Below are 26,880 nucleotides of genomic sequence, written 5' to 3'. Positions count from 1 at the left end.
CATCACCCCCGGAACACCATGCGGGCCAGACGCCCGAGCACGCCGCCCGCCGCCTGCGGCGCAGCAGCCTCTTCCTGTCCTTGCTGTCCTTGCTGCGGCGGCCCGGCCTCGGCGGCCGGCTGCGGCGCCGCGCCGGCGGCCTCGTCGTAGGCGGCGGCGAGCTGCGCCAGGGTCTCGAACACGAAGCGCCGCGCCGAGACCTGCTGGCCGAGCCGCTGCTCCAGCCGCATCGCGACCTGCATCGCCAGCAGCGAGGTGCCGCCAAGCTCGAAGAAGTTGTCGTGGCGGCGCACGCCCTGCAGGCCCAGCAGCTCGGACCAGACCTCGGCCAGCACCCGCTCGGTCGGCGTGGCCGGCATCGCGGGGTCGGCCACGGCGGTCGCCGATGCGGGCGCAGCCACCGAGGCGGACACAGCGGGCGCGGCCGGCGCGGTCGGCGCGGGCAGGGGCGCCGCGGCAGGCTGGACAGTCGCGGCACGGGACGCGGTCGAGGCGTCCGCCACCGGCGCCGCCGGGGCCGCGAGCGGCGCCGAGCGCACCGGGTCGGGGCGCCCGTCCGCGCCGTGCTCGATCGCCGCGACCGGCACGACGCGGCAGGCCGCCGCGAGGCGCGGCTGCACCTGGCGCAGCGCGTCGAGCACCGCGGGGGCGATGTCGGCGCCGGGCTGGCGCGGCTGCACCAGCAGCGTCAGCACGCGGTGCTCGGCCGGCTCCTCGCGCAGCACGGCGGCGGCCGCCGCCACGCCCGGGATGCCGCGCAGCTGCGCCTCCAGCACCGTCAGGTCGACGCGGCAGCCGTTGACGTGCACCGCCTCGCCCGACTCGCCCAGGTACTGCAGCATGCCGTCGGGGCGCCAGCGGCACAGCGAGCCGCTGTCGGCCCAGTCGCCGCCGGCGGACACCCACAGCGGCGCCGAGACGCCGGCCGGCGCCGGCTCGCCCGGGCGGTCGCCGATGCACATCGCCTCGGGCAGCAGCGGGCGGCCGAACAGCGCGCTGTCCTGCGCGCCGGACAGCCAGCCGGCGGCGACCGGGGTCTGCAGCGCCGGGGCGCGGTAGACCGACAGCACCGTGCAGCCCGACTCGAACAGCGCGGCGACGAGGTCCGGGTCGGACTCGGTGACGTCGAGCACCGCGACGAGCTGCAGCGGCTCGTTGCCGGCGGCCGCGAGCAGGCGCTGCCAGCAGCGTGCCGGCGCGTGCAGGGCGCCGATGCGCTCGGCGCGGATGCGCGTCAGCAGCTCGCCGGGCTGCTCCATCAGCGCGGCGGGTGCGAGCACCAGCGCGGCGCCGGCGGCCAGCGCGACGCAGGCCTCGAGCAGCTGCAGCGCGCGCGAGCGGCCGTCGAGGCTGAGCACGCGGTCGGTCTCGAACAGCTGCAGCTCCTGCGACAGCTCGGCGACCTGGCGCGCCAGCTCGGCGCGGCCGACCGCCGCGGGCGCGGCGGCCGGCACGGCCCTGGCGGGCTCGGTGATCGACGCGCAGCCGGGCAGCTCGTGCGCGCCGATCGTCGCGATGCCGGCGGGCACCAGCGCAAGGGCCGGCGCGTCGGCGATCAGCGCGTCGACGCCCGCGGCGCGCAGGCTCGCGGCCGAGGCGGGCGCGTCGAGCGGGATGCAGCGGCGGCCCGAGCGCAGCACCGCGAGCCCGGCGACGATCTGCGCCAGCGGATCGTCGATCGCGAGCGCGACGCAGGCGCCGGCGGGCACCGCGCGGGCCGCCAGCAGCGTCTCGCAGGCCTGCATGCGGCGCTCGAGCTCGCCGCGGGCGAGCGTGCGCGCGCCGTCGTGCAGCGCGGTGCCGTGCGGCGCGCGCCGGGCGCGCTCGGCGATCGCGTCGAGGAAGTCGTCGCTCGCCGTCGCGCGCACCGTGCCGGCGCTGGCGGGCTGCGGCTCGGGCTGCGTCGACGCGAGCAGCTCGCCCACCGTCTGGCCCGGGTTCTCGAGCAGGCGCTCGAACATCGCCGCGAGGCGGTCGCGCAGCCCCGCCACCGTCGCCGACATGTAGAGGTCGGCGTTGTACTGCAGGCCGCCGAGGATGCCGTCGCGGTGCTCGTGCATCCACAGGTTCAGGTCCTCGGTCGCGCCGCGGTACATCAGCGTCACCGGCTCGTGCGCGAGAGAGCCCCACTGCGCCGGGCGCAGGCGGATGTCCTGGAAGGTGAACATCACCTGGTAGAGCACGCCCTTGCGCTGGCCGCCGAGCTCGGTGGCCAGCAGCTCGAAGGGCACGTCCTGGTTCGCGAACACCTCGGTGAGCTTGTGGCGCACCGCGCCGATCCAGTCGAGGCACGACAGCGTCGTGTCCACCGGCATGCGCATCGGCACCATGTTGTTGAAGAAGCCCATCACCGGGTCGAGCTCGGGCGCCGGGCGGCCGCGCACCGGCATGCCGATCGAGGGCATCGGCTCGCGCAGCCACTGCGACATCAGCGCCGCGTAGACCGACAGCGCGACGATGGAGAGCGTGCTGCCGGTCTGCTTCGCGAGCTCGCGCAGGCGCTCGGCCTGGTCGGCCGGCATCGGCAGGTACTCGCAGCCGCCGCGGCCGGTGTTGGAGCGCCCGCGCGGCAGGTCGGTCGGCGGCGCCGAGGGCAGCGGCGCGAGCGCGAACTGCGACTTCCAGTACTTCAGCTGCTGCGCGATCTCCTCGCTCGCGAGCCACTCGCGGTGCCACTGCGCGAAGTCGCCGTAGCTCACCGGCAGCGCCGGCAGCGGCGACGGGCGCCCGGCCGCGAAGGCCTCGTACAGCGCGGCCATCTCGGCCTGGAAGATGTCGAAGGACGAGCCGTCCCACACGATGTGGTGGGGCATGAAGAACAGCACGTGGTGCTCGTCGGCGAGGCGGAACAGCCGCGCGACGAACAGCGGCCCCTGCTCCAGCGCGAGACTGCGGTCGAGCAGCGGGTCGAGCTGGCGCATCAGCTCCTCCTCGCGCTCGCCCTCGGGCAGCGCGCTGAGGTCCACCAGCGGCAGCAGGCTGAAGGCGAGCGCGTCGTCGACGCGCTGCACCGGGCCCTGGGGGCCGCGCACGATCGAGGTGCGAAGCATCCCCTGGCGGCGCATCGTCTCGCCGAAAGCGCGGTCGAGCGCCGCGAGGTCCATCGGGCCGCGCAGGCGGTGGCACGAGGGCATGTTGTAGCTCAGCGTGCCCGGGTGCATCTCCTCGATGAAGCGGATGCGCTCCTGCATCACGGTCAGCGGCGCGACGTCCTGGCGCTCGCGGCGCACGATCGGCGCGCGCCGCGGGGCGTCGCCGTCGCGCAGCTGCACGACGACGCTGGCCAGCCGCTCGACGGTGGGCGCCTCGAACAGCGTGCGCAGGCTCAGCTGCACGCCGAGCTCGCGGTTGATCTGGCCCACGAGGCGCGCCGCCAGCAGCGAGTGGCCGCCGAGCGCGAAGAAGTCGTCCTGCGCGCCCACCTGCGGCAGCTTCAGCACCGCCTGCATCGCCGCGGCCACCGTGCGCTCGATCTCGTTGCGCGGCATCAGCTTCGGCTCGCTGCCGGCGGCCGGCAACGCCGGCGCGCTCGGCGCGGGCAGCGCCTTGCGGTCGATCTTGCCGTTGGGCAGCAGCGGCATCGCGTCCAGCGGCACCACGAACTGCGGCAGCATGTAGTCGGGCAGCACGCCGCGCAGCGCCTCGCGCAGCGCCGCCGGCTCCGGGGCCTGGCCGGCCTGCGGCACGAAGTAGGCCACCAGGCGCACGTCGCCGGGCTGGTCCTCGCGCGCCGTCACGACGGTGCGCGCGACGCCCGGCAGCGCCGCGAGCCGCGCCTCGATCTCGCCGAGCTCGATGCGGTAGCCGCGGATCTTGACCTGGAAGTCCAGCCGGCCCAGGTGCTCGATGCGGCCGTCCTCGCGCCAGCGGCCGAGGTCGCCGGTGCGGTAGATGCGCGCGCCGGGCTCCATGCTCAGCGGATCGGCCACGAAGCGCTCGGCGGTCAGCTCGGGGCGGTTGTGGTAGCCGGTGGCGACGCCGGTGCCGCCGATGCAGATCTCGCCCTCGGCGCCGACCGGGCATGGCTGCAGCTTCTCGTCGAGGATCCAGACCTGGGTGTTGTCGATCGGGCGGCCCACCGTGATGCGCTGCTGCGCGTCGGTGATGCGCGCGAGCGTCGACCACACGGTGGTCTCGGTCGGGCCGTACATGTTCCACAGCTCCACACCCTGCGCCAGCAGCCGCTCGGCGAGCGAGGGCGGCAGCGGCTCGCCGCCGCACAGCGCGCGGAAGTGCTTGGGCGCCTTCCAGCCGGCGTCGAGCAGCAGGTGCCAGGTGGTCGGGGTGGCCTGCATCATCGTGATGCCGTGCCCGGCGATCAGGCGCGCGAGCACCTCGCCGTCCATCGTCTCCTCGCGCTGCGCGATCACGACCTGCGCGCCGACCGTCAGCGGCAGCATCAGCTCGAGCACCGCGATGTCGAAGGACAGCGTCGTCACCGCGAGCAGCCGGTCGTCGGACCGGATGCCCGGCGAGCGCTGCATGCTGGCGAGGAAGTTGCACACCGCGCGCTGCGGCAGCACCACGCCCTTCGGCTTTCCGGTGGAGCCGGAGGTGTAGATCACGTAGGTGGTGGCGTCGGCCGGCCAGTCGGGCGAGGCCTCGGGCGCCGTGTCGGGCATCGCCGCGATCTCGGCCGCGTCCTCGTCGACGCGCAGCTGCTGCTCGCGAGGCACGCCCGCCAGCTCGGCATGCTGCACCTCGGTGACGACGAGCTTCACCGCGGCGTCCTCGGCCATGTACTGCAGCCGCTCGCGCGGGAAGCCGGGGTCGAGCGGCACGTAGGCCGCGCCCGTCTTCAGCACGCCCAGCAGCGCCGGCAGCAGCTCGGGACCGCGGGAGAGGCACAGGCCGACGCGCATGCCGGCGTCCACGCCGCGCGAGCGCAGCAGGTTCGCGTAGCGGTTGGCGCGGGCCTCGAGCTCGGCGTAGCTGAGCGTCGTGCCGCGCGCGCTCACCGCCGGCTGCGCCGGGGTGCGCGCAGCCTGCCGCGCGATCCACTGCTCGACGCGCGGACGCGCCTCCAGCGGCGTCGCGGTGGCGTTCCACTGCCACAGCCGCGCGTCCACGGCCGCCGCGGCCTCGGCCGGCGCGGTGCCGGCGCCCGCCGGGGCGGACACGGCGGCTTCGGCAGCTACGGCGGGGGCGGACGGCGCCGTGGCGCGGCCCACCGGCGCGTCGAGCACACCGCCGAGCGTCAGCACCGTCTCGCGCAGCGCCTCGACCAGCTCCTGCACGCACTTCGGGCTGAAGAACTCGGTGCTGTAGTGCAGGTCGAGCGTCAGCGCGTCCTCGTGCTCGTGGAAGTCGAAGAAGAGCTGGTTGAGCAGCCCGCGCTTGGGGCCCTGGTGCAGCGTCGCCGCGAGCGGCGCGAAGCCGGAGAGGTCGGCCTTCGGGTTCAGGTTGAAGAAGATGCCGGTCAGCGGCGGGCGGTCGCCGCTGCTGCGGATGCCGAGCGCGCGGGCGATGCCGCCCTGCGTCGCGACCGGGTGCTCGAGCGCGTCCATGAGCCGGGTGCGCACGCGCGCCAGCACGTCCGCGGCGGTGTCGGTCTCGCCGCAGCCGAGCCGCAGCGGCAGGTCGAGCACGCCGTCGGCGATCAGCGGGCCGTGGCGCTCCAGGCTCTGGCTCGCGCAGGGGATGCTGACGAGGAATTCGCGCTGGCCGCTCCTGCGGTAGAGCGTCAGCGTCAGCGCCGTCAGCAGCCACTGCATCGGCGTGGCGGCGGCCTGGCGCAGCTGCGCGCGCAGCCCGCTCCAGTGCGCGCCGTCGATGCGTGCCTTCAGCGTGTCGCCGACGTAGGTGCGCTGCGCCGGCGGGGTGCGGTCGCCGAGCGCGAGCGGCGCGGGCGGGTCCTTCAGCAGGCGCTGCCAGTACGCGAGCGACTCCTGGCCGGCTGCGCCGTCCATGCGCTCGAGCTCCTGCGCGGCGAAGGCGAGCGGCGACTCGGCGCTCGGCAGCGCCGGCGGCATGCCGGTGCTGCGCGCGCGGTAGGCCGCGGCGATCTCGCCGGTGAAGACGCTGAAGCCCCAGCCGTCGCAGATCAGGTGGCTCGCGACGATGTGCACGACGGCGCGGCCGTCGGCGAGGCGCAGCAGGCTGACCTCGGCGAGCGGGGCGCGGTCGAGCGCGAAGTCGCGCGTGCTCGCCTCGCGGCAGAAGTCGCGCAGCGCGGCCTCGGCGTCGGGCTCGCCGCTCAGGTCCAGCTCGGTCACCGCCACCGGGCCCGGCGCGGCGAGCATCTGGCGCGGCTCCTCGGTGCTGAAGTAGACGCGGAAGGCCTCGTGGCGCGCCAGCACGTCCTGCAGCGCGGCGCGCAGCGCGACGAGGTCGACCGGGCCGGCGAGGCTCAGGTAGCAGGACTCGTTGAGCGCGCGGCGCACCGAGCCGTCGAAGCCGGCGGCCAGCCAGTGCTCGGTCTGGCCGGGCGACAGCGGGCCCTCGGTCGGGTGGGCGCTGCGGTCGCGGCCGCCGCTCGGCGGCGGCGTGCTGCCCTCGCGCGGCGTGACGAAGCCCTGCAGCATCAGCTCGTCGAGCGACTTCGTGAACACCTCGAAGATCCGGTCGAGCTCGGCCTCGCCCATCGCCTCGGTGACGAAGTGGCCAAAGGGCTCGTAGAGGTGCAGGCCGTGGAAGCGCGCGAGCGCGTAGAACAGGCCCGCGAAGGGCTGGTTCGCGTCCCACTGCAGCCGCCACAGCGAGGCGTGGTGCACCGCGCGCACCGGCGCGCCGCGCACCGCGAAGGCGGTGTTGAGCCGCTCGACCAGGCGCTGCGTGCGCTCGTTGAGCAGGCGGTAGAGCTCGCGGCCGCCGCGCTTGAGGTGCAGCAGCGTCGCGCGGGCCGCGGCGAGCGCGAGCGGGTGGCGCACGAAGGGGCCGGCGAAGCCGCCCGCGTCGCCCGACTGCCAGCTGCCGCCGTCGAGCGCGTCGAGCCAGCGCGGGGCGCCGGCGATCGCGGCCAGCGGCATGCCGCCGCCGAGGGCGCGGCCATAGGCGGCGATGTCGGCGCGCACGCCGTAGAACTCCTGGGCGCCGCCGGGCGCGACACGGAAACCGGTCAGCACCTCGTCGAAGACCAGCGCGCAGCCGGCCTCGTCGGCGATGCGGCGCAGCGCGCGCACGAACTCGTGGGGGCGCATCACGCCGGTCTGCCCCGGGATCGGCTCGACCAGGATCGCCGCGAGCTCGTGGCCGCGCTCGCGCAGCAGCCTCAGCGCCGCCTCGCTGCCGAACTCGAGCACCAGCGTCACCTCGCCCGCGGCGGCGGCAAGCGCCGGCGCGGCCGGCTGCGGCTCGCTCGCGTGCACCACTGCCTCGTCGGACAGGCCGTGCCAGGCGTTCGCGAACACAGCGACGGTGCGGCGGCCGCTCACGGCGCGCGCCAGGCGCAGCGCGCCCGCCACCGCCTCGGCGCCGCTGCCGCAGAAGGCGACGCGCTCCAGGCCGGTGAACTCCGAGACGAGCTGCGCCAGCTCCGCGGCCAGCGGGTGCTGCGGGCCGACCTCGATGCCGGCCAGCAGCTGGCCGGTCATCGCGTCCACCACCTCGCTGGGCTGGTAGCCGAGCAGGTTCGCGCCGAAGGAGGCCAGCAGGTCGATGTACTCGTTGCCGTCGAGGTCCCACAGCCGCGCGCCGCTCGAGCGGTTCACGACCACCGGGTGCAGCAGCTCCTTCCACAGCGGATCGAACCCCGCCACCGGGCGCGGGTCGGCGAGCAGGCGGCGGTGCTTGCGGGCGAAGGCGAGCGAGCGCCCGGTGCGCACGCCGTAGCGCGCGACGAAGTCGTCGAGCCAGCGGCGCTGCGCGAGCGTCAGCTCGGGGCGCGGCGCGGGCGCGGAGACCGGCTGCGGCGCGGCCGGCGCGGGCAGGGCGCTCGCGACGGCCGGCTGCGCGACCGCCGGCACCGCCACCGGCAGGCCGCTCAGCATCGAGAGCTGCTGCGCCATCAGCTGCATCTGCTGCTGGATCAGCTGCTGCAGCAGCGCGTTCGTGTCGGGCGCAGCGCCTGTGGCGGGCGGCACGGCGGCCGTGGCGGGCAGGGCCGCGGCCGGCGCGGTCGCGGCACCCGGCACGGCGGGCGCGAGCAGCGGTGCGGCCGGTGCCGGTGCTGGCACCGGGTCGGGCGGCGTGTTGGCGTCGAGGAAGGCGGCGAGCGCGCCGAGGTTCGGCACCTTCTCCATCAGCTGGCGGAAGGTGATCTGCACGTCGAACTGCCGGCGCACCTGCAGCGCCGCCTGGGTCAGCGTCAGCGAGTCGAGGCCGAGCTCGATGAAGCTCGCGGCCGGGTCGGCCTCGGCGAGATCGAGCCCCGAGACGTCCTCGAACAGCTCGCGCAGTCGCGTCACGAAGCGCGACTGGCGCGATGCCACGGCTGCGGCCGGCGCGGTCTCCGGCTGCGGTGGCGCGGCCGCAGCGGGCGGTGCGAGGGCGGGCGCGGGCTTGGCCGCCGGGGCCGGGGTGCGCGCCGTGGCGGGCGCGGCGTCGATCCAGTGGCGCTTGCGCTCGAACGGGTAGGTCGGCAGCAGCACGCGGCAGCGGCGCTCGCCCGGCTCGGCGGGCGGGGCCGTCAGCTCGATGCCGAGCGTCCACAGCTGGCCCTGCGCCAGCGCGAGGCGGATCGCCTCGTCCTGCGGCGCGTCGCCGAGGCTCGCGACCGCGACCGGCGCGCCCTTGCCGCGCGCGGCGTGCTGGCGCGCGAGCGTCGCGAGCGTGCCGCGCGGGCCGAGCTCGAGGAAGGCCGCGTCGTGGCGCTCCTGCACGCGGCGCAGCGCGGTCGAGAACAGCACCGGCTCGCGCAGGTGGCGCGCCCAGTAGTGCGGGTCGGTGGCGTCCTCGGGGCGCATCCAGTCGCCGGTCAGCGTCGAGACGATAGGGATCTGCGGCGCGGACAGCGCGACGGTGCGCACCTCGGCCTCGAAGGGCTCGACCACCGGGTCCATCATCGTCGAGTGGAAGGCGTGCGAGGTCTGCAGCTCGCGCGCCATCACGCCCTCGGCCTCCAGCTTCTCGCGCCAGGCCTGCACCAGCAGCGTCGGGCCGGCGGCGACGCAGGCGCTGGGGCCGTTCTCGGCCGCGAGCGACAGGCCCTCGGGCAGCAGCTCGAGCACCTTCTCGCGCGGCAGGCGCACCGACAGCATGCTGCCGCCGGGCAGGGCCTGCATCATTGCGCCTCGCCTTGCCACGAGGCGCGCCGCGTCGCCGAGCGACATCACGCCGGCGATCACCGCGGCGGCGAACTCGCCGACGCTGTGGCCGACGAGTGCTGCCGGCCGCACGCCGCGTGCCATCCAGGCCTGCGCCAGCGCGTACTCCAGGCAGAAGGTGGCCGGCTGCGTGGTGCCGGTGGCGACCAGCGCGTCCGGCTCGTCGCCGAACATGCGTGCGCGCAGATCGAACTCCAGCCAGAGCTGCAGCGCGGCGAGCGCCTCGTCGAAGGCGGCGCGGAAGGCCGAGTCGGATTCGTACAGCCCGCGGCCCATGCCGGCGTACTGCGCGCCCTGGCCCGGGAAGAGCCAGACCAGCGGCGGCACCGCCGCGCCGAGCGCGCGCGCGGTGCGCTGCGGGTCGTCGGCGCTGCGCAGCGCCTGCACGACGCGCCCGACCGAGTCGCCGGCCACGCACAAGCGGTGCGCGAAAGCGCTGCGGCCGACGCGCAGCGTGTGCGCGACGTCGGCGAGGTTGAGCTGCGGGTGGGCCTCCAGGTGGTCGGCGAGCTGGCGCGCCATCGTCTCGAGCGCGGTGGGCGTCCTCGCCGACAGCCGCAGCAGCTGCGGGCCGGCCGCCGGCGACGAGGGCTCGGGCAGCGGCGGCTCCTCGAGCACCACGTGCGCGTTGGTGCCGCCGACGCCGAAGCTGCTGACGCCGGCGCGGCGCGGCGCCTCGCCGCGCGGCCAGGGCGTGAGCTCGGCGTTGACGACGAAGGGGGTGTTGCCGATGTCGATCTTCGGGTTCGGCCGCTTGAAGTGCAGCGTCGCGGGGATCTGCTCGTGGCTGAGCGCGAGCGCGGTCTTGATCAGGCCCGCGGTGCCGGCCGCGGTGACCAGGTGGCCGACGTTGCTCTTGACCGAGCCGATGCGGCAGAAGCCGGTGTCGGGCGTGGCGCGGCGGAAGGCGCGCGTCAGGCCCTCGATCTCGACCGGGTCGCCGAGCGGCGTCGCGGTGCCGTGCGCCTCGACGTAGGAGATGGTGCGCGGGTCGATCCCGGCGTCCTCGTGCGCCGCGGCGATCACCTCGGCCTGGCCGTCGATGCTCGGCGCGGTGAAGCTCGCCTTGTGGCCGCCGTCGTTGTTGGTCGCCGCGCCGCGGATCACCGCGTAAATCGGGTCGCCGTCCTCGATCGCGTCGGAGAGGCGCTTGAGCAGCACCAGCGCCGCGCCGTCGCAGAACACGGTGCCCTTCGCGTCGGCGTCGAAGGTGCGGGTGCAGCCGTCGTCCGACAGCATCGCGCCTTCCTGGTAGAGGTAGCCGCTGCGCGGCGGCGAGGTGACGGTGGAGGCGCCGGCCAGCGCCATGTCGCAGCGGCCGAGCCGCAGGCTGTCCACCGCCTGCGCGACGGCCACGAGCGAGGTGGAGCAGGCGGTGTTGACCGCGATCGCCGGGCCCTTGAGGTTGAGCTTGTGCGCGACGCGCGTGGCGACGTAGTCCTTGTCGTTGCAGATCATCACCTGGAACTCGCCCAGGCGCTCGACGACCTCGGGATGCGTCAGCACGCTGTTCTGCAGGTAGGACGGCGTGTAGGCGCCGGCGAACACGCCGACCGGGCAGTCGACGCGGTCGGGCGCGTAGCCGGCGCGCTCCAGGCACTCCCAGGCGAGCTCGAGCACGACGCGGTGCTGCGGGTCCATCGCCTCGGCCTCGCGCGCCGGGATGCCGAAGAAGGACGCGTCGAACATCTCGACGTCCTCGATCACGCCGCGCGCCCAGACGTAGTTCGGGTCGGCGCGCAGCGCCTCGGGCACCGCCGGGTCGAGCGTGTCGAGGCTGAAGCGCGTGACGGTCTCGCGGCCGGCGATCAGGTTGTCCCAGAAGCCCTCGACGGTCGAGGCGCCGGGGAAGCGCCCGGCCATGCCGATCACGGCGATCGCGTGCTCGTCCTCGGACGTGGCGCGCGCGCGGCGGCGGCGTGCCGGGGCGGCCGCGTCGCCGGAGAGCGCCGCGACCAGCGCCGCGGGCGCCGGGTGGGCGAAGATGGTGGGGGCGCTCACGCGCCGGCCCGCCACCTCGGACAGCGCCTCGACCACCTGCATCGCACTCAGCGAGGTGCCGCCGAGCTCGAAGAAGTTGTCGTGGCGCCCGACCCGGTCGAGCCCGAGCACGCGGGCGAAGATCTCGCAGCAGGCGCTCTCCAGCTCGCCGACCGGCGACTGGTAGGGCGTGGCGAGCTCGGGCCGCGCGCTGCCCGGCACCGGCAGCGACTTGCGGTCGATCTTGCCGTTGGGCAGCAGCGGGATCGCGGCCAGCGGCACGAAGTGTTGCGGGATCATGTAGGGCGGCAGGCTCGCCGCGAGGTGCTCGCGCAGCGCGCCGACCGCGGGCATCGCGTCGCGCGGCTGCAGGTAGGCGACCAGGCGCACGTCGCCCGGGCGGTCCTCGCGCACCATCGTCACCGCGGCGCGCACCTCGGGGTGCTGCGCGAGCTGGAACTCGATCTCGCCGAGCTCGATGCGGTAGCCGCGCAGCTTGATCTGGTTGTCGATGCGGCCGAGGCACTCCAGCCGCCCGTCGGCGCGCCAGCGGCCGAGGTCGCCGGTGCGGTAGAGCAGGGCGCCGGGGGCCTGCGAGAACGGGTCGGCGACGAAGCGGCTCTCCGTGAGCTCGGGCCGGTTCAGGTAGCCGAGCGTGACGCCGTCGCCGCCGATCCACAGCTCGCCCACCGCGCCGAGCGGCAGCGGCCGCATCGCGGCGTCGAGCACGTGGAACTGCGTGTTCAGCAGCGGCCGGCCGATCGGGATCGGCGCGGTGGGCGAGTCGACGCGGTGCGCGCTCGACCAGACCGTGGTCTCGGTCGGGCCGTACATGTTCCACAGCTCGACGCCCTGCGCGAGCAGCCGCTCGGCCAGCGCCGGCGGCAGCGGCTCGCCGCCGCACAGCGCGCGGAAGCCCGCTGGCGCCTGCCAGCCGGCCTCCAGCAGCAGGTACCAGGTGCTCGGCGTCGCCTGCATCACGCCGATGCCGTGCTCGGCGATCAGGCGCGCGAGCGCGGCGCCGTTGTTCGTGTCCTCGCGCGGCGCGATCACGACCTGCGCGCCGCGCGTCAGCGGCAGCATCAGCTCGAGCACCGCGATGTCGAAGGACAGCGTCGTCACCGCCAGCAGCCGGTCGGCGGGCGCCAGGCCCGGCTCCGCGCCCACGCTCTGCAGGAAGTTGACGACGCTGCGGTGCGGCACGCGCACGCCCTTCGGTTTCCCGGTGGAGCCCGAGGTGTAGATCACGTAGGCCGGCAGCTCGCTGTGCGCGGCGGCATCGGGCTCGAAGCCGTCGGCGGGCGCCAGCTCGTCGAGCAGCAGCCGCTCGGCGCCCTGCGGCGCCCAGCCGCCGTCGACCGAGCGGTCCGACAGCACCAGCTCGAGTCCCGCGTCCTCGGTCATGAAGTCGAGCCGCTCGGCCGGGAAGGCGGGGTCGAGGGGCACGTAGCCGGCGCCGGCCTTCAGGATGCCGTAGAGGCCGACGAGCATGCGCGCGTTGCGGCCGCAGCTCAGGCCGACGAGGTCGCCCGGCTGCACGCCGCGGCGGTGCAGCTCGGCGGCGACGCCGAAGGCGCGCTGCTGCAGCTCGCGGTAGCTGAGACGCTCGCCGCCCGCCACCAGCGCGGTCGCGTCCGGGGTGCGTTCGGACTGAGCGTCGAAGATCGCCTCGAGGCGCGCGAGCCGGTCGAAGTCCCCGCCGCTCGCGTTGAAGCGCGCGAGCATCTGCCGCTCCTCGTCGACCGGCGCGAGCAGCGCGGCGACGGGCTGGTCCGCAGCGGATGCGAGGCCCTCGAGCAGCTGGCGGTAGAGCAGCAGCCAGCGACGTGCGCTCTCCGGCCCGAACATCGCGGCGTCATGGTCCAGCACCAGGCGGATCCCCTCGTCCTCGGGCAGCGCCTGCAGCGCGAGCTCGAAGGCCTCGCGGCCGTCCTCCGCGGGCCGGGGCGACATCCCGAAGGCGACATGCGCCAAGGGTGCTCCGCCCTGCGGGCCGAGCACGGCCTCGCGGATCGCGGCGATGTCGCAGCCCCGGTGCGCGGCGGCCTCGTGCAGCGTGCGTGCGGCGGACGCGAGCAGCGCGGCCGGGGCCGCGTCGAGGTCGACCGCGAGGCGCAGCGGCAGCAGCGCCGCTTCGCCCGCCGCCGATCCGCCGGCGGCTGCGGCCGGCAGATCGGCGGCGGGAACGGCGATCACCACCTCGCCCGCGCCCGAGAGCCGCGCGAGCGTGGCGGCATACGCCGCGCAGAGCGTGGTGAAAAGATCGCTGCCGCATTGCTGCGAATACTCGCGCAGCGCGGCGGCGAGGGCGGACTCGAGGCGCAGTTCCTGACGCTGCATCGCCGGCGCCTGCCCCGCGGTCCGCGAAAGGTCTCGCGGCAGTTCCAATACCGGCCAGGGAAGCGGGAAGATCGACTGCCAATACGTGAGGTCGGCTTGGTTCAGGTCAGCTCGCACAGATTCTCCAGAGATGACGGCCGGGGAAAGCGCGGCGCGCTTCCCAGTAGTAGTTGGACGAGGGTTTTGGCCGGAGGCGGCTGCGGCCCCCCGTTCGGGGGATTCGGAACGCTTTTCGTCCATCTCAAATCGAAAAGGCGCAGGGGCCCGGGTGTTGACGGTGCAGGGATTGTTGACAAGTGCCCATGCACTGGCTGCCCCCCGGCTGGGCGGACCGGAAACGAGGGGGGCGGGCACGCCGTGCGCTGGAGTGCGGCTTGAAACCGCGGCTGCTGCGCCCGGGGACGGGCGCTGTCAATGCCGGATGCGGCGAAAAGGGGGCCCCGAACGGGGGATTGCCCGGGGCCCTGCCGCATTTATCGCGAATCGCGCAGTTTCGGTAAACGCGTGCCCCCCGGTTTGCAGGAATCGGGCATCGGACAGGTGCATTTTCCATTCAAACGGAAACTCCTTGCCGTCCCCTGCCTCGGGGATGGGGGCATATGGCGGGGTTCCGGAGGATCTCGGGGTCGCTGGACAAACCAAACGAAGGCGGTCCGCCGTCCGGGAGAGCAATTGATGGAAACTGTCGCTGTAGTGGGACTGGGTTATGTGGGACTGCCGCTGGCGGTGGAATTCGGCAAGAAATTCCGCACCATCGGTTTCGACCTGTCCGAATCCAAGATCGAGGCCTATCGCCGCCATGAGGACCCCACCGGCGAGGTCAGCAGCGAATCGCTGCAGGCGGCAAACCTGCTGGAGCCCACCACCGACGCGAGCGCGCTGAAGAAGGCCGACTACGTCGTCGTCGCGGTGCCGACGCCGGTGGACGACGCGCACATCCCCGACTTCTCGCCGCTGGTCGGCGCGAGCACGACCGTGGGCCGCAACCTCAAGCGCGGCGCGGTCGTGGTGTTCGAGTCGACCGTGTACCCGGGCGCGACCGAGGAGGTCTGCATCCCGATCATCGAGCGCGAGTCGGGCATGAAGTGGAAGAAGGACTTCTTCGTCGGCTACTCGCCCGAGCGCATCAACCCCGGCGACAAGCAGCACACGCTCACCACCATCACCAAGGTGGTGTCGGGCGACACGCCGGACACGCTCGAGCGCGTCGCGAAGCTGTACGGCAGCGTGATCGAGGCCGGCGTGCACCGCGCCACCAGCATCAAGGTCGCCGAGGCGGCCAAGGTGATCGAGAACACGCAGCGCGACCTGAACATCGCGCTGGTCAACGAGCTGGCGCTGATCTTCCACCGCATCGGCATCGACACCACCGAGGTGCTCGAGGCCGCGGGCACCAAGTGGAACTTCCTGCCCTTCCGCCCGGGCCTGGTCGGCGGCCACTGCATCGGCGTCGATCCCTACTACCTGACGCACAAGGCCGAGCGCCTGGGCTACAACCCGCAGGTGATCCTGGCCGGCCGCCGCATCAACGACGGCATGGGCAAGTACATCGCCGAGCAGACCGTCAAGCAGATGATCCAGTCGGGCTTCCCGGTCAAGGGCTCGCACGTGATCGTGCTGGGCCTGACCTTCAAGGAGAACTGCCCGGACCTGCGCAACTCGCGCGTCATCGACGTGATCCGCGAGCTGGAGAGCTACGGCGTCACGGTGCACGTGCACGACCCGCTCGCGTCGCCGCGCGAGGCCTACCACGAGTACGGCGTCGAGCTGGTGCAGTGGGAGCACCTGCCGCGCGCCAACGCGATCGTCGCCGCGGTGCCGCACCGCCAGCTGCTGGCGCACGGCGTGGACGAGATCGTCGCGAAGCTGTCGGCCGGGGGCCTGTACGTCGACGTCAAGTGCACGGCGGACGCGCAGGCGCTGCGCGATCGCGGCCTGAAGGTGTGGCGCCTGTGAGCGGGCTGCAGGACATCCTGGCGCGGGTGCGCGCCACGCCGCGCCACTGGCTCGTCACCGGCAGCGCCGGCTTCATCGGCTCGCACCTGCTGGAGCAGCTGCTGCGCGCCGGCCAGACGGTTACGAGCCTCGACAACTTCGCCACCGGGCACCAGGCGAACCTCGACGAGGTGCGCGCGCTGGTGGGCGAGGAGGCCTGGAGCCGGCACCGCTTCGTCGAGGGCGACATCGCCGACCCCGCGACCTGCCGCGCCGCCTGCGAGGGCGTCGACGTGGTGCTGCACCAGGCGGCGCTCGGCTCGGTGCCGCGCTCGATCGCCGACCCGCTCGCGACGCACCGTGCCAACGCCACCGGTTTCCTGAACATGCTGGTGGCGGCGAAGGACGCGGGAGTGAAGCGCCTCGTCTACGCCGCGTCGAGCTCGACCTACGGCGACTCGCCGACGCTGCCGAAGGTCGAGGACGTGATCGGGCGGCCGCTGTCGCCCTACGCGGTGACCAAGTACCTCAACGAGCTGTACGCCGACGTCTTCGGGCGCTGCTACGGGCTGCAGACGGTGGGCCTGCGCTACTTCAACGTCTTCGGGCCGCGCCAGGACCCCAACGGCGCCTACGCCGCGGTGATCCCGCGCTGGACCGCGTCGATGCTCAAGGGCGAGCGCTGCGTGATCAACGGCGATGGCGAGACCTCGCGCGACTTCTGCTTCGTCGCCAACGCGGTGCAGGCCAACCTGCGCGCGGCGCTGGTCGAGGACGCACAGGCGGTGAACCAGGTCTACAACGTCGCGGTCGGCGACCGCACCACGCTCAAGACCCTGCACGAGGCGATCGCCGGGGCGCTGGAGCGCGAGTGCCCGGGCCTCGCGGTCGGCGAGCCGCAGCACGCCGACTTCCGCGCCGGCGACGTGCGCCACTCGCTCGCCGACGTCGGCAAGGCGCGCAGCCTGCTCGGCTACGAGCCGACGCACCGCGTCGCGCAGGGGCTGCAGGAGGCGATGCCCTGGTACGTGGCCCAGGCGCGCCGCGCCGGCTGAAGCGGATTCCCCGCACGGGCCTCGGGGGTGCACGGCCGGCAGGTCGTGCGCCCAGCCGGCATACTGGCCCGCCGTCCCCCACCCAGCGAGGAGTGCCGCCATGTTCGTCGCGATGAACCGCTTTCGCATCGCCCCCGGCCGCGAGGCCGACTTCATCGAGGTCTGGAAGACCCGGGACAGCCACCTGAAGGGCGTCCCCGGCTTCCGCGAGTTCCACCTGCTGCAGGGCGCGAGCACCGCGGAGCACACGCTGTTCGCGTCGCACTCGGTGTGGGACTCGCGCGAGGCCTTCGAGGCCTGGACGCGCTCGGAGGCCTTCCGCATGGCGCACGCCAACGCCGGCCAGCAGCGCGACCTCTACCTGGGCCCGCCGCAGCTCGAGCTGTTCGACGCGGTGCTCTGAAGCCCGCTGCTCCCGCCGCCGGCACCAAGGCCGCCGGCGCGCGGGCGCATCCTCACCCCCGTCTCACATCGACGCGCGCAGCATCGCGCGGTAGTCGTCGGCGCTCGCCAGCCGCGGATTGGTGCCGTGGCAGTGGTCGGCGAGCGCGCCCTCGATCACCCGATCGAACAGCGCCTCGGTGACGCCGAGCGCCGCCAGCCCCGTCGGCAGGCCGAGCCGGGCGTTCATCGCGCGTAGCGCGAAAGGCAGCTCCTCGGGCGCGGTCAGTCCCATCGCGTGCGCCATGCGCTCCAGGCGCCTTTCGCGCTGCACCGACTCGGCCCCGGCGTTGAAGGCCACCACCGCAGGCAGGAACAGCGCGTTGAGCGTGCCGTGGTGCAGGCGCGGATCGGCCCCGCCGAGGCTGTGGCTCAAGCTGTGCACGCAGCCCAGTCCCTTCTGGAAGGCGAGCGCGCCCTGCATGCTGGCGCTCATCATCTGGCGGCGCGCCTCGCGGTCGCCGCCGTCGCGCATCGCGCGCTCGATGTGCGCCCAGCCGCGCTCGAGCCCGTCGAGCGCGATGCCGTCCGCCGGCGGGTTGAAGGCCGCGGACATGAAGGTCTCCATGCAGTGCGCGATCGCGTCCATGCCGGTCGCGGCGGTGAGCGCCGGCGGCAGCCCGAGCGTCAGCTCCGGGTCGCAGATCGCGGCCTTCGGCATCAGCAGCCAGTTGTGGAAGCCGAGCTTGCGGCCGTCGTCGACGATCACGATTGCGCCGCGCGCCACCTCGCTGCCGGTGCCGGCGGTGGTCGGCACCGCGATCACCGGCGCGACGGCCGCCGTGATGCGCGGGCTGCCGCCCTCAATCGTCGCGTAGGTCTTCAGCGGCCCCTCGTGCGTCGCCGCGATCGCCACGCCCTTGGCGAGGTCGATGCTGGAGCCGCCGCCGACGGCGACCAGTCCGTCGCAGCGCTGCTCGCGGTAGACCTGCACCGCCTCGCGCACCGCGGCCTCGGTCGGGTTCGACGGCGTGCGGTCGAACACCGCCACCGGCAGCCCCGCGAGCGCGTCGAGCGCCGGCTGCAGCACGCCCGCGGCGCGCACGCCGGCGTCGGTGACGACGAGCGGGCGGCGCATGCCAGCGAGCTCGCACTCGGCGGGCAGCTGGCGCACCGCGCCGAAGTCGAACTGGATGCGGGTGAGGTAGAGGATGAGCGCCATCGGCGGGGTCTCCATGCGGTGTGGGTTGCGGTCGATTCTGCTCGGCCGGCACGGCGCGCGCCACATGGCAAACTCGCGGCCCGGGCAGCGTGCGCTGCCAGTAAAGAATCCCTGCATGAGCCATCCGTTCCGGGCCGCCAGCCTGCCTCGCCCCGCGCACGTCCTGCGCGCCGCCAGCCGATGAGCCGCTCCCGCGCCACCGCGCTGCTGACGCCGCAGATGAGCGGCGTGCTCGACCGCATCCGCCGCGCCAACCGCCCGCCCTTCCACGCGTTGACGCCGCAGCAGGCGAGGGCGGCCTACCAGGCGGGCGCCGAGGTGCTGGACCTGCCGCGCGCGCCGCTGGCGCGCGTGCAGGACTTCCGGCTCCCGGTGCCGGGGGCCGGGCTGCCGGCACGGCTCTATGCGGACTCGGAGGACCGACTGCCGGTGCTGCTCTACCTGCACGGCGGCGGCTTCACGATCGGCGGGCTGGAGACGCACGACAGCCTGTGCCGGCAACTCGCGCTGCGCAGCGGCTGTGCGGTGGTGTCGGTCGAGTATCGGCTCGCGCCCGAGCATCGCTTTCCGACCGCGGTGGACGACGCCTGGGCGGCCTTGCAGTGGCTCGCGCGCGAGGCCGCCTCGCTCGGGCTCGACGGCAGCCGGCTCGCAGTGGGCGGCGACAGCGCCGGCGGCACGCTCGCGGCGGTCTGCGCGATCCTCGCGCGCGACGCCGGGCTGCCGCTCGCGCTGCAGTTGCTGATCACGCCCGGCACCACCGCGCACCAGGACACCGCCTCGCACCGCCTCTTCGCGCAGGGCTTCCTGCTCGACGCGGCGAGCATCGACTGGTTCTTCGGCCACTACATCGACCACCCGCACCGCCGCGACTGGCGCTTCGCGCCGCTGGAGGCCGACGACGTGGAAGGCGTCGCGCCTGCCTGGGTCGGCCTCGCCGAGTGCGACCCGCTGGTCGACGAGGGCGTGGCCTACGCCGACAAGCTGCGCATGGCCGGCGTGCCGGTGCAGCTCGAGATCTGGCGCGGCGTCACGCACGACTTCATCAAGATGGGCCGCGCGATTCCCGAGGCCCGCACGGCCCAGGCGAGCGCCGCCGACGCACTCAAGGAGCACCTGCAAGCATGAAACGCAGCGATTTCCGATTCCTGGCGCGCCTGCGCGTGCGCTACGCCGAGGTGGACGCCCAGAAGATCGTCTTCAACGGGCACTACCTGATGTACCTCGACACCGCGATCGCCGACTACTGGCGCGCGCTGGCGCTGCCTTACCCCGAGGCCTTCGAGCGCTTCGGCGGCGACCTCTACGTGAAGAAGGCGACGCTCGAGTACCACGCGTCGGCGCGCTACGACGACCTGCTCGAGGTGGGGCTGAAGTGCGCGCACCTCGGCAACTCGTCGCTGCGCTTCTCGGCCGGGGTGTTCCGCCAGGACGAGCTGCTCGTGAGCGGGGAGCTGGTCTACGTCCATGCCGACCCGGCGACGCAGAAATCGGCGCCGCTGCCGCAGCCGCTGCGGGAGCTCCTCACCGGCTACGAGTCCGGCGCGGCGATGGTGCAGGTGCGCACCGGCCTCTGGTCCGAGCTCGGCGAGGACGCGCACGCGATCCGCACCGCGGTGTTCATCGGCGAGCAGCGCATCCCGGCCGAGCTGGAGTGGGACGAGGCCGACACCGACTGCCTGCACGCGGTGGCCTACAACCGCCTGGGCCAGCCGCTCGCGACCGGCCGGCTGCTCGAGCATGTGCCTGGCGTCGCGAAGATCGGCCGCATGGCGGTGCACCGCAGCATGCGAGGCGGCGGCATCGGCCGCGCGGTGCTCGACGCGCTGATGCAGGCGGCGAGGGCGCGCGGCGACCGGGAGGTGCTGCTGCACGCGCAGACCTCGGCCGCGTCCTTCTATGCGCGGGCCGGCTTCGCGCGGCGCGGGCCCGAGTTCGAGGAGGCGGGCATCGACCACATCGAGATGGTGGCGCCGCTGTAGGCGCCAGCGCGGCTCTGCGGGCGCGACCGCTCAGCGCCGGCCGGGCAGGGCAGGGGGGCGCGGCGGCCAGTCCGGCAGCTCGACGCGCCGCTCGGTCGCCGGCAGACCGTCGCCCGGCGCGTGGCTGCGCTCGATCAGCCGGGTGAAGAGAGCGCCGTCGGCCATGCGCTCGGCGATCAGCAGCGTCGAGCAGCGCGTGCCGTAGCGAGCGTCGGGCGTGCGGATGAAGGCCGGGGCGAGCCAGCGCTCCCACTCGGTCGGCACGCCGGTCGATGGCAGCTCCGAGTCTGCCGGGACGGTGCGGTCGGCGAGGGCGTGGAACAGCGATTCGGCGAGCGCGTCGGCCGAGCGCGCCGTGGCGAGCGCCTCCTGCAGGCGGCCTTTCAGCCGCTCCACCTTCGGCCAGGGCGTGTCGAGCCGGGCATTGGAGAGGCCGTGCACGCCGTGCGCGAGCCGCTGCGGCGGCCCGGCGCGGTTCGACATCCAGGTCCAGCCCGGGTTCGCGGCGAGATCGGCGGCCAGCAGGTTGACGCCGTTGTAGCCGCGCGCGAGCAGCCGGGGGCCGAAGGCGTCGAGGGAGTGGGCGCCGGCCAGCCAATCGGTGACGATCTCGCCGCGCGAGGGCGCGGCGGCGTCGTTGTCGGCGGGGTTGCGCACGTTGGTGACGAGCGCGAGGCGGCCCCCGGCGCTCAGCGCCATCCAGGTGCCGCCGTTCCTCAGGTCGCGGCCGCCGAGCACCGGGCGGCTGGCGCCTTCGGGCGTCCACCAGTCCAGCAGCGCGGCGGGCCGCTCGAAGAACTCGTCGCGGTTCGACGCCAGCACGAGCGGGAAGCGCGGGTGAACGTCAAGGGCCAGGGCTACGAGGCACATGGAACAAATACTTCAACATACATGTTTCCCTGGATCCCCAAGACACCGGCGCGCAAGGCCTCGTCGCAAAGCCAGGACTCCGCCGACGCCGGCACCCCGTCAGGATGGGAATAGGTCTCCATCCAGGTCTGCAGGCCGTCCTTTTCCTCGGGACGCCGCAGCAGCTCCGCCTGCAGGCCCGCAAACCGGGCGCAGGCCTGCTGCTGCAGGGCCTGCAGCGCCACCAGCGTCTCGCCGGCCCGTTCCGGCAGGACGCGGTAATAGATGAACAGCCGCCGCATGTCGCAGGGAAGGGCAGCGCTCAGGCCTGTGCCGGCAGTTCGTAGGGCAGGGGCTCGAGCCGCAGCAGCGGCCCGTCCGCTGCGCCAGCATGGAGCGTTCCGCCCTCGGTGGCCGCGATCTTCAGCTCGGCGAAGGCCGACCAGCCGCCGTCCGGGGCCGGTGCCGCATTGGCGACGAGGCCGCCGGGCTGGCCGGGATCGGCGCTGTGGAAGATCTCCTGGCCGGGCGCGAGCGGTACGTCGCCGTGGACGATGAAGCCGCGGCGCTTGAGCGTGCCGCGGTACTGGCTGCGCGCGACCACCTCCTGGCCCGGATAGCAGCCCTTCTGGAAGTTCACGCCGCCCACGACCTCGAGGTTGACCATCTGCGGCACGAACTGCTCGACGGTCGCGGCGACCACGGTCGGCACGCCGCTGCGCACCTCCAGCCACTGCCAGGCCGGCAGCGGCAGCGCGGGCAACTCCACCTCGGGCGACGGCTGCTGCGCCGGCGCGCACCACAGGTAGCGTGCCACGCCGGCGGCACCCGGCAGGCGCAGCACGCTCGCGCCATCGCGCTCGCGCACCTGCCAGGGCGCCGCGGGCGCGTCCGCGCCGAGCCAGGTCTGCGCCGCCGGGCCGGCGAGGCCGACGAGGCGCAGCGCGGCACTCGCGTCGCTCAGCCGTGCCTTCGCGCGCAGCACGAACATCGACAGACGCTTGAGCGTGGGCGGCAGCAGGTCCGCGCTGCACACCAGCAGCACGCGGTCGGCCGCCGGCTTCCAGCCGATGAAGCTCGCCATCAGGCGGCCCTTGGCCGTACAGAAGCCCGCCAGCCTCGCCTCGCCGGGCGGGAGCTTCAGGAAATCGTTGGTCAGCTGGCCGTGCAGGAACTTCGCGGCATCCTCGCCATCGGCGGCGATCACGCCCAGATGGGTGAGTGCGACGGCCCCCTGGAGTGCGGTGTCTGGTGTGGGATTACTCATTGCTCCATTATCATCCCCGGCCTTTCGCCACCGGGACGCCGGGAGAAGTTCCTCCCCGCCGGCCCGCCGTTCCCGAATCCGTCATCCGCCGCTTCCGACGATGCTCAGACGTCTGCTGACCCTGCTTGTGATGCTGGCCTTGCTGCTCGGGGGCGCCGCGCTGTGGTGGCTGCACCGGCCGCTGGATCTCGCCGCCCCGACGGTCGAATACTCGGTCGGGCCCGGCAGCACGCCGCGCAGCATCGCGCAGGGCTGGGTGCAGGCGGGCGTGCAGACCTCGCCGACGCTGCTCTACGAGTGGTTCCGCTGGTCGGGCCAGGCGCGGCGCATCCGTGCCGGTAGCTACGAGATCCGGCCCGGCGTCACGCCGCGCGAGCTGCTGACGAAGATGGTGCAGGGCGACGAGACGCTGGTCACGCTGCGGCTGATCGAGGGCTGGAACTTCCGCCAGGTGCGCGCCGAGCTCGCGCGCGCCGAGGGGCTGCAGCCGCTGTCGGCGAAGATGAGCGACGCGGAGCTGATGGCCGCACTCGATCTGCCGGGCCGGCATCCGGAAGGCCAGTTCTTCCCCGACACCTACGCCTACAGCCGCGGCAGCAGCGACCTCGATGTGCTGCGGCGCGCGCACCGCGCGATGCAGCGCAACCTCGAGCAGGCCTGGGCGACGCGCGACGAGACGCTGCCGCTGAAGTCGCCCGCCGAGGCGCTGATCCTCGCGTCGATCGTCGAGAAGGAGACCGGGCAGGAAGGCGACCGCGCGCGCGTCGCCGGCGTGTTCGTGAACCGGCTGCGCCTGGGCATGCCGCTGCAGACCGACCCGACCGTGATCTACGGGCTCGGCGCCGGCTTCGACGGCAACCTGCGCAAGCGCGACCTGCAGGCCGAGGACAACCCCTACAACACCTACCTGCGCCGCGGCCTGCCGCCGACGCCGATCTCGATCCCCGGCAAGGCCTCGCTGCGCGCGGCCGTGCAGCCCGAGCGCACGAAGGCGCTCTACTTCGTCTCGCGCGGCGACGGCAGCAGCGTCTTCAGCGAGACGCTCGCCGAGCACAACCGCGCGGTCAACCAGTACCAGCGAGGCCGCTGACATCCATGTTCATCACCTTCGAAGGCATCGACGGGGCCGGCAAGTCCACCCATATCGCGGCAGTGGCCGAGCGGCTGCGCACCGCGGGCCGCGAGGTGGTGCTGAGCCGCGAGCCGGGCGGCACCGAGCTCGCCGAGACGCTGCGCGAACTGGTGCTGCACCGCCCGATGGATGCGCTCACCGAGGCGCTGCTGATCTTCGCGGGGCGCCGCGACCACCTGCGCCAGCTGATCGAGCCGGCGCTCGCGCGCGGCGCGGCCGTGGTCTGCGACCGCTTCACCGACGCCACCTTCGCCTACCAGGGCGGCGGACGCGGCTTCGACCTCGGCGTGCTCGAGACGCTCGAGGGCTGGGTGCAGCAGGGCCGCCAGCCGGACCTGACGCTGTGGTTCGACCTGCCGCCCGAGATCGCCGCCGGGCGGCTGGCGGGTGCGCGCGTGCCCGACCGCTTCGAGCAGCAGCCGCTCGAGTTCTTCCGCCGCGTCGCCGCGGGCTACGCGGCGCGCGCGCAGGCACAGCCCTCGCGCTTCGCCCGCATCGACGCCTCGGGCGAGCGCGACGCGGTGTGGCGCCAGGTCGAGGCGGCGCTGCGGGAGCGGGGGCTGTGAGCCCGCTGCTGCCCTGGCTGCGCGAGCCGCTCGAGCGGCTGCTCGCGACGCAGCGCGGCCACGCGGTGCTGCTCAGCGGCCCGGAAGGCATCGGCCAGTTCGAGCTCGCGCTCGCGCTCGCCCAGGCCTGGCTGTGCGAGTCGAACGGGTCCCTCACGCCCTGCGGCGAATGCGCGAGCTGCCGCCTCGTGCATGCGCACACGCACCCGGACCTGCTCGTGCTGCTGCCGGAGGCGCTGCGCGCCGGGCTCGGCTGGGAGACCGCCGAGGCGGGCGACTCGGAAAGCCGCGCCAGCAAGACCAAGCCGAGCCGCGAGATCAAGGTCGACGCGCTGCGCGAGGCGGTCGCCTTCGCGCAGCAGACCTCCTCGCGCGGCCGCGCCAAGGTGGTGCTGGTCTTCCCGGCCGACCGCATGAACGCGATCGCCGCCAACACGCTGCTCAAGACGCTGGAGGAGCCGCCGGGACAGGCGCGCTTCGTCCTCGGCACCGGCGCGCCGCAGGCGCTGCTGCCCACCATCCGCAGCCGCTGCCAGACGGTGCGCCTCGCGCCGCCGCAGCGGCCGGCCGCCGAGGCCTGGCTCGCGCAGCAGGGCGTGGCCGATGCGGCGGTGCTGCTCGCCGCGGCCGGCCAGCAGCCGCTCACCGCGCTGGAGCTGTCGCGACAGGGCATCGACGCCCGGCTGTGGCAGGGGCTGCCGCAGCAGGTGGCGCGCGGGCAGGGCGCCGCCTTCAGCGGCTGGACGCCGCCGCTGCTGCTCGACACGCTGCAGAAGCTCTGCCACGACGCGCTGTGCGTCGCGGTCGGCGCGCCGACCCGCTACTTCGACGCTGCCGCCTTCGCCGGCCTGCACCCCTCGCACGAGCGGCTGACCGAGTGGGCCCGCGAGCTGCGCGAGACCGCGCGGCACGCGGATCATCCGTGGAACGCGGGGCTGATGACCGAGGCGCTTGTGACGCAGGCACGCCGCGCCTTACACTCCCCGCGATGAGCGACCCGACCAGCCGACCCGCCGCTGCCGGCCCCGCGCCCGCGGTGGCCGCCCCCCGGCCCAGCGTGATCCAGCTCGCGTTCCGCGAGAAGCCTGCCCTTTACGCCGCCTACATCCCCGCCTTCACCGACGGCGGGCTGTTCGTGCCGACCACGCGCGAGTACCGGCTCGGCGACGACGTCTACCTGCTGCTGTCGCTGCCGGACGACCCGCAGCGCTACCCGGTGGCGGGCAAGGTCGCCTGGATCACGCCGCCGAACGCCTCGGGCGGGCGCACGCAGGGCGTGGGCGTGCGCTTCCCGAACGACGACAAGTCGCGCGTGCTGAAGATCAAGATCGAGCAGATGCTCGGCACCGCGATCTCCTCCGCGAAGCCCACGCAGACGATCTGACGACGCGCCGGCGTCCCGCTGCCGTGCCTCGCGGCCCGCGACGGGCCGCGGCACGGCATTCGCCATTTCCACCCTCGAAGACTCCCAGCGCCACCGCACCATGTACGTCGACTCCCATTGCCACCTGACGTTTCCCGGCCTCGCCCAGCAGTTCGACGCCGTGCGCGCCGCGATGGCCGAGGCGCGCGTCGACCGCGCGCTGTGCATCTGCACGACGATGGAGGAATTCCCGGCGGTGCACGCGCTCGCGCAGGCCCACGACAACCTCTGGGCCAGCGTCGGCGTGCACCCGGACAACGAGGACGTGCGCGAGCCGGACGTCGACGAGCTGGTCGCGCTGGCGGCGCGGCCGCGCGTGGTCGCGATCGGCGAGACCGGGCTCGACTACTACCGGCTCGAGGGCCGCACGGTCGAGCAGATGGAGTGGCAGCGCGAGCGCTTCCGCGTGCATATCCGTGCGGCGCGCGCGAGCGGCAAGCCGCTGATCATCCACACCCGCAGCGCCTCGGAGGACACGCTGCGGCTGCTGCGCGAGGAGCAGGGCGGCGAGGCGGGGGGCGTGTTCCATTGCTTCACCGAGACGCGCGAGGTGGCGCGCGCCGCGCTCGAGCTCGGCTTCCACATCTCCTTCTCGGGCATCCTGACCTTCCGCAACGCCGAGGAGCTGCGCGAGGTGGCGCGCGAGGTGCCGCTGGACCGCTGCCTGATCGAGACCGACAGTCCCTACCTGGCGCCGGTGCCGTACCGCGGCAAGACCAACACGCCGGCCTACGTTCCCTATGTCGCGAAGCAGCTCGCCGAGCTCAAGGGGCTCGCGCCCGAGGAGATCGGCGAGATCACCAGCCGCAACTTCGAGCGGCTGTTCGGCGTGCCGCCGCGCGACGCCGCGGGAGCGGCCGCGTGAGACGCGCCAGGCTCCGGCTGCGCGGGGGCCTCGCCGGGCTGTGCCTCTTCGCGTTGCTATCGGTCACGCAGGCCGCCGACATCGACGAGCTGGTCGGCGCCGCGGTGCGCGACAACCCGGGCCAGCTGCGGCGACTCCTGGAGAAAGGGGTCGATCCGAACGCGCTGGACTCGCAGGGGCGCCTCGCGCTCGTGACGGCGCTGCAGGAGGAGTCGCCGAAGTCGATCGAGCTGCTGCTCGACGACGGCCGCATCGACGTGCGGCGGCGCAACCGGGCCGGCGAGACGGCGCTGATGATCGCGGCGCTCAAGGGGAACCTCGACATGGTGCTGCGGCTCCTCGACCTCGGCGCCGAGCCCGACCACGCCGGCTGGACGCCGCTGCATTACGCGGCGTCCAACGGCGACCCGCGCATCGTCGAGCTGCTGCTCGCGCGCGGCGTGCGGGTCGATGCCGAATCGCCGAACGGCACGACGCCGCTGATGATGGCCGCCGGCTACGGCTCGGAGAGCGCGGTGCGCCTGCTGCTGAAGGCCGGCGCGGTGCCGGAGCGGCGCAACGCGCGCGGCATGGATGCGGCCGACTTCGCGCGGATGGCGAGCCGCAACGCGCTGGCCGAGGGGTTCGAGGACCTCAAGCGCCGCCGCGCCGCGCGCCGGCAACCCTGAGCCGGCGCACGC

16 protein-coding genes are annotated in these 26,880 nt (G+C 74.0%); 11 read left to right on the top strand and 5 right to left on the bottom strand.

The features are described from left to right. Window positions 1-2: 2 nt before the first annotated feature. Window positions 3-13,763: a non-ribosomal peptide synthetase/type I polyketide synthase gene (locus tag D3A59_RS06075; RefSeq protein ID WP_119154007.1), complete on the bottom strand. Its 13,761-nt coding sequence runs from the start codon at window positions 13,761-13,763 to the stop codon at window positions 3-5. 435 nt (window positions 13,764-14,198) lie between these two features. Between D3A59_RS06075 and D3A59_RS06070 the strand changes: the two genes are divergently transcribed. The 3 genes from D3A59_RS06070 (at window position 14,199) to hmuQ (ending at window position 16,916) form a co-directional block, all read left to right on the top strand. Further along, window positions 14,199-15,479, top strand: a complete 1,281-nt coding sequence (locus tag D3A59_RS06070) for a nucleotide sugar dehydrogenase (protein ID WP_119154006.1) — start codon at window positions 14,199-14,201, stop codon at window positions 15,477-15,479. Then, window positions 15,476-16,513 carry an SDR family oxidoreductase gene (locus tag D3A59_RS06065; RefSeq protein WP_119154005.1) on the top strand — a complete coding sequence of 346 codons (1,038 nt, stop codon included), beginning with the start codon at window positions 15,476-15,478 and terminating at the stop codon, window positions 16,511-16,513. Before D3A59_RS06070 ends, D3A59_RS06065 begins: the two co-directional genes overlap by 4 nt. 100 nt (window positions 16,514-16,613) lie before the next feature. Then, entirely contained in the window at window positions 16,614-16,916 is a 303-nt protein-coding gene (gene hmuQ / locus D3A59_RS06060) for a heme-degrading protein HmuQ (RefSeq protein ID WP_119154004.1), read from the top strand. A gap of 63 nt (window positions 16,917-16,979) precedes the next feature. Here the strand turns inward: hmuQ and D3A59_RS06055 are convergent, their stop codons facing one another. Then, complete coding sequence (locus D3A59_RS06055) at window positions 16,980-18,116, bottom strand: iron-containing alcohol dehydrogenase (protein ID WP_119154003.1); 1,137 nt, start codon at window positions 18,114-18,116, stop codon at window positions 16,980-16,982. A gap of 180 nt (window positions 18,117-18,296) precedes the next feature. Between D3A59_RS06055 and D3A59_RS06050 the strand changes: the two genes are divergently transcribed. Both D3A59_RS06050 and D3A59_RS06045 read left to right on the top strand, forming a co-directional pair. Beyond that, window positions 18,297-19,244, top strand: coding sequence for an alpha/beta hydrolase (locus D3A59_RS06050; RefSeq protein ID WP_240635963.1), 948 nt, complete (start codon window positions 18,297-18,299; stop codon window positions 19,242-19,244). Next, entirely contained in the window at window positions 19,241-20,098 is an 858-nt protein-coding gene (locus D3A59_RS06045) for a YbgC/FadM family acyl-CoA thioesterase (RefSeq protein WP_119154002.1), read from the top strand. Before D3A59_RS06050 ends, D3A59_RS06045 begins: the two co-directional genes overlap by 4 nt. Before the next feature lie 30 nt (window positions 20,099-20,128). On the opposite strand, the gene D3A59_RS06040 is transcribed toward D3A59_RS06045, so the two are convergent. Genes D3A59_RS06040 through ygfZ form a run of 3 tightly spaced genes read right to left on the bottom strand, consistent with a single transcriptional unit; the run spans window position 20,129 to window position 22,214 of the window. Next, window positions 20,129-20,968 carry an NRDE family protein gene (locus D3A59_RS06040; protein WP_119154001.1) on the bottom strand — a complete coding sequence of 280 codons (840 nt, stop codon included), beginning with the start codon at window positions 20,966-20,968 and terminating at the stop codon, window positions 20,129-20,131. After that, window positions 20,956-21,249, bottom strand: a complete 294-nt coding sequence (locus D3A59_RS06035; protein WP_119154000.1) for a DUF4936 family protein — start codon at window positions 21,247-21,249, stop codon at window positions 20,956-20,958. The genes D3A59_RS06040 and D3A59_RS06035 overlap by 13 nt, the downstream gene beginning before the upstream one ends. A gap of 20 nt (window positions 21,250-21,269) precedes the next feature. Continuing rightward, complete coding sequence (gene ygfZ, locus D3A59_RS06030; RefSeq protein WP_119153999.1) at window positions 21,270-22,214, bottom strand: CAF17-like 4Fe-4S cluster assembly/insertion protein YgfZ; 945 nt, start codon at window positions 22,212-22,214, stop codon at window positions 21,270-21,272. A 100-nt stretch (window positions 22,215-22,314) separates the two neighbouring features. Here ygfZ and mltG point away from each other — a divergent pair, with 100 nt between their 5' ends. From mltG to D3A59_RS06000, 6 genes are all read left to right on the top strand, one after another. Then, complete coding sequence (mltG, locus tag D3A59_RS06025; protein WP_240635962.1) at window positions 22,315-23,304, top strand: endolytic transglycosylase MltG; 990 nt, start codon at window positions 22,315-22,317, stop codon at window positions 23,302-23,304. Window positions 23,305-23,309: 5 nt separating this feature from the next. Further along, window positions 23,310-23,912 carry a dTMP kinase gene (tmk, locus tag D3A59_RS06020; protein WP_119153998.1) on the top strand — a complete coding sequence of 201 codons (603 nt, stop codon included), beginning with the start codon at window positions 23,310-23,312 and terminating at the stop codon, window positions 23,910-23,912. Next, window positions 23,909-24,904 (top strand): DNA polymerase III subunit delta', encoded by a 996-nt coding sequence (gene holB / locus D3A59_RS06015; RefSeq protein WP_119153997.1) that lies wholly within the window; start codon window positions 23,909-23,911, stop codon window positions 24,902-24,904. Before tmk ends, holB begins: the two co-directional genes overlap by 4 nt. Next, window positions 24,901-25,296 carry a PilZ domain-containing protein gene (locus D3A59_RS06010; protein WP_119153996.1) on the top strand — a complete coding sequence of 132 codons (396 nt, stop codon included), beginning with the start codon at window positions 24,901-24,903 and terminating at the stop codon, window positions 25,294-25,296. Before holB ends, D3A59_RS06010 begins: the two co-directional genes overlap by 4 nt. A gap of 100 nt (window positions 25,297-25,396) precedes the next feature. Further along, complete coding sequence (locus D3A59_RS06005; protein WP_119153995.1) at window positions 25,397-26,200, top strand: TatD family hydrolase; 804 nt, start codon at window positions 25,397-25,399, stop codon at window positions 26,198-26,200. Continuing rightward, entirely contained in the window at window positions 26,197-26,868 is a 672-nt protein-coding gene (locus D3A59_RS06000; RefSeq protein ID WP_119153994.1) for an ankyrin repeat domain-containing protein, read from the top strand. The genes D3A59_RS06005 and D3A59_RS06000 overlap by 4 nt, the downstream gene beginning before the upstream one ends. Window positions 26,869-26,880 lie beyond the last annotated feature (12 nt).

The organism is Caldimonas tepidiphila (assembly GCF_003569765.1).
Taxonomy (GTDB): Bacteria; Pseudomonadota; Gammaproteobacteria; order Burkholderiales; family Burkholderiaceae_C; genus Caldimonas; species Caldimonas tepidiphila.
This window is presented reverse-complemented; position numbering and strand designations above follow the sequence as displayed.

Excerpts from the sequence above, each read along its gene's own strand:
- D3A59_RS06075 (WP_119154007.1), bottom strand. The coding sequence starts at position 13,763 with ATGGACGAAAAGCGTTCCGAATCCCCCGAACGGGGGGCCGCAGCCGCC.
- D3A59_RS06070 (WP_119154006.1), top strand. The coding sequence starts at position 14,199 with ATGGAAACTGTCGCTGTAGTGGGACTGGGTTATGTGGGACTGCCGCTG.
- hmuQ (WP_119154004.1), top strand. The coding sequence starts at position 16,614 with ATGTTCGTCGCGATGAACCGCTTTCGCATCGCCCCCGGCCGCGAGGCC.
- D3A59_RS06055 (WP_119154003.1), bottom strand. The coding sequence starts at position 18,116 with ATGGCGCTCATCCTCTACCTCACCCGCATCCAGTTCGACTTCGGCGCG.
- D3A59_RS06050 (WP_240635963.1), top strand. The coding sequence starts at position 18,297 with ATGAGCCGCTCCCGCGCCACCGCGCTGCTGACGCCGCAGATGAGCGGC.
- D3A59_RS06045 (WP_119154002.1), top strand. The coding sequence starts at position 19,241 with ATGAAACGCAGCGATTTCCGATTCCTGGCGCGCCTGCGCGTGCGCTAC.
- D3A59_RS06040 (WP_119154001.1), bottom strand. The coding sequence starts at position 20,968 with ATGTGCCTCGTAGCCCTGGCCCTTGACGTTCACCCGCGCTTCCCGCTC.
- D3A59_RS06035 (WP_119154000.1), bottom strand. The coding sequence starts at position 21,249 with ATGCGGCGGCTGTTCATCTATTACCGCGTCCTGCCGGAACGGGCCGGC.
- ygfZ (WP_119153999.1), bottom strand. The coding sequence starts at position 22,214 with ATGAGTAATCCCACACCAGACACCGCACTCCAGGGGGCCGTCGCACTC.
- mltG (WP_240635962.1), top strand. The coding sequence starts at position 22,315 with ATGCTCAGACGTCTGCTGACCCTGCTTGTGATGCTGGCCTTGCTGCTC.
- tmk (WP_119153998.1), top strand. The coding sequence starts at position 23,310 with ATGTTCATCACCTTCGAAGGCATCGACGGGGCCGGCAAGTCCACCCAT.
- D3A59_RS06010 (WP_119153996.1), top strand. The coding sequence starts at position 24,901 with ATGAGCGACCCGACCAGCCGACCCGCCGCTGCCGGCCCCGCGCCCGCG.
- D3A59_RS06005 (WP_119153995.1), top strand. The coding sequence starts at position 25,397 with ATGTACGTCGACTCCCATTGCCACCTGACGTTTCCCGGCCTCGCCCAG.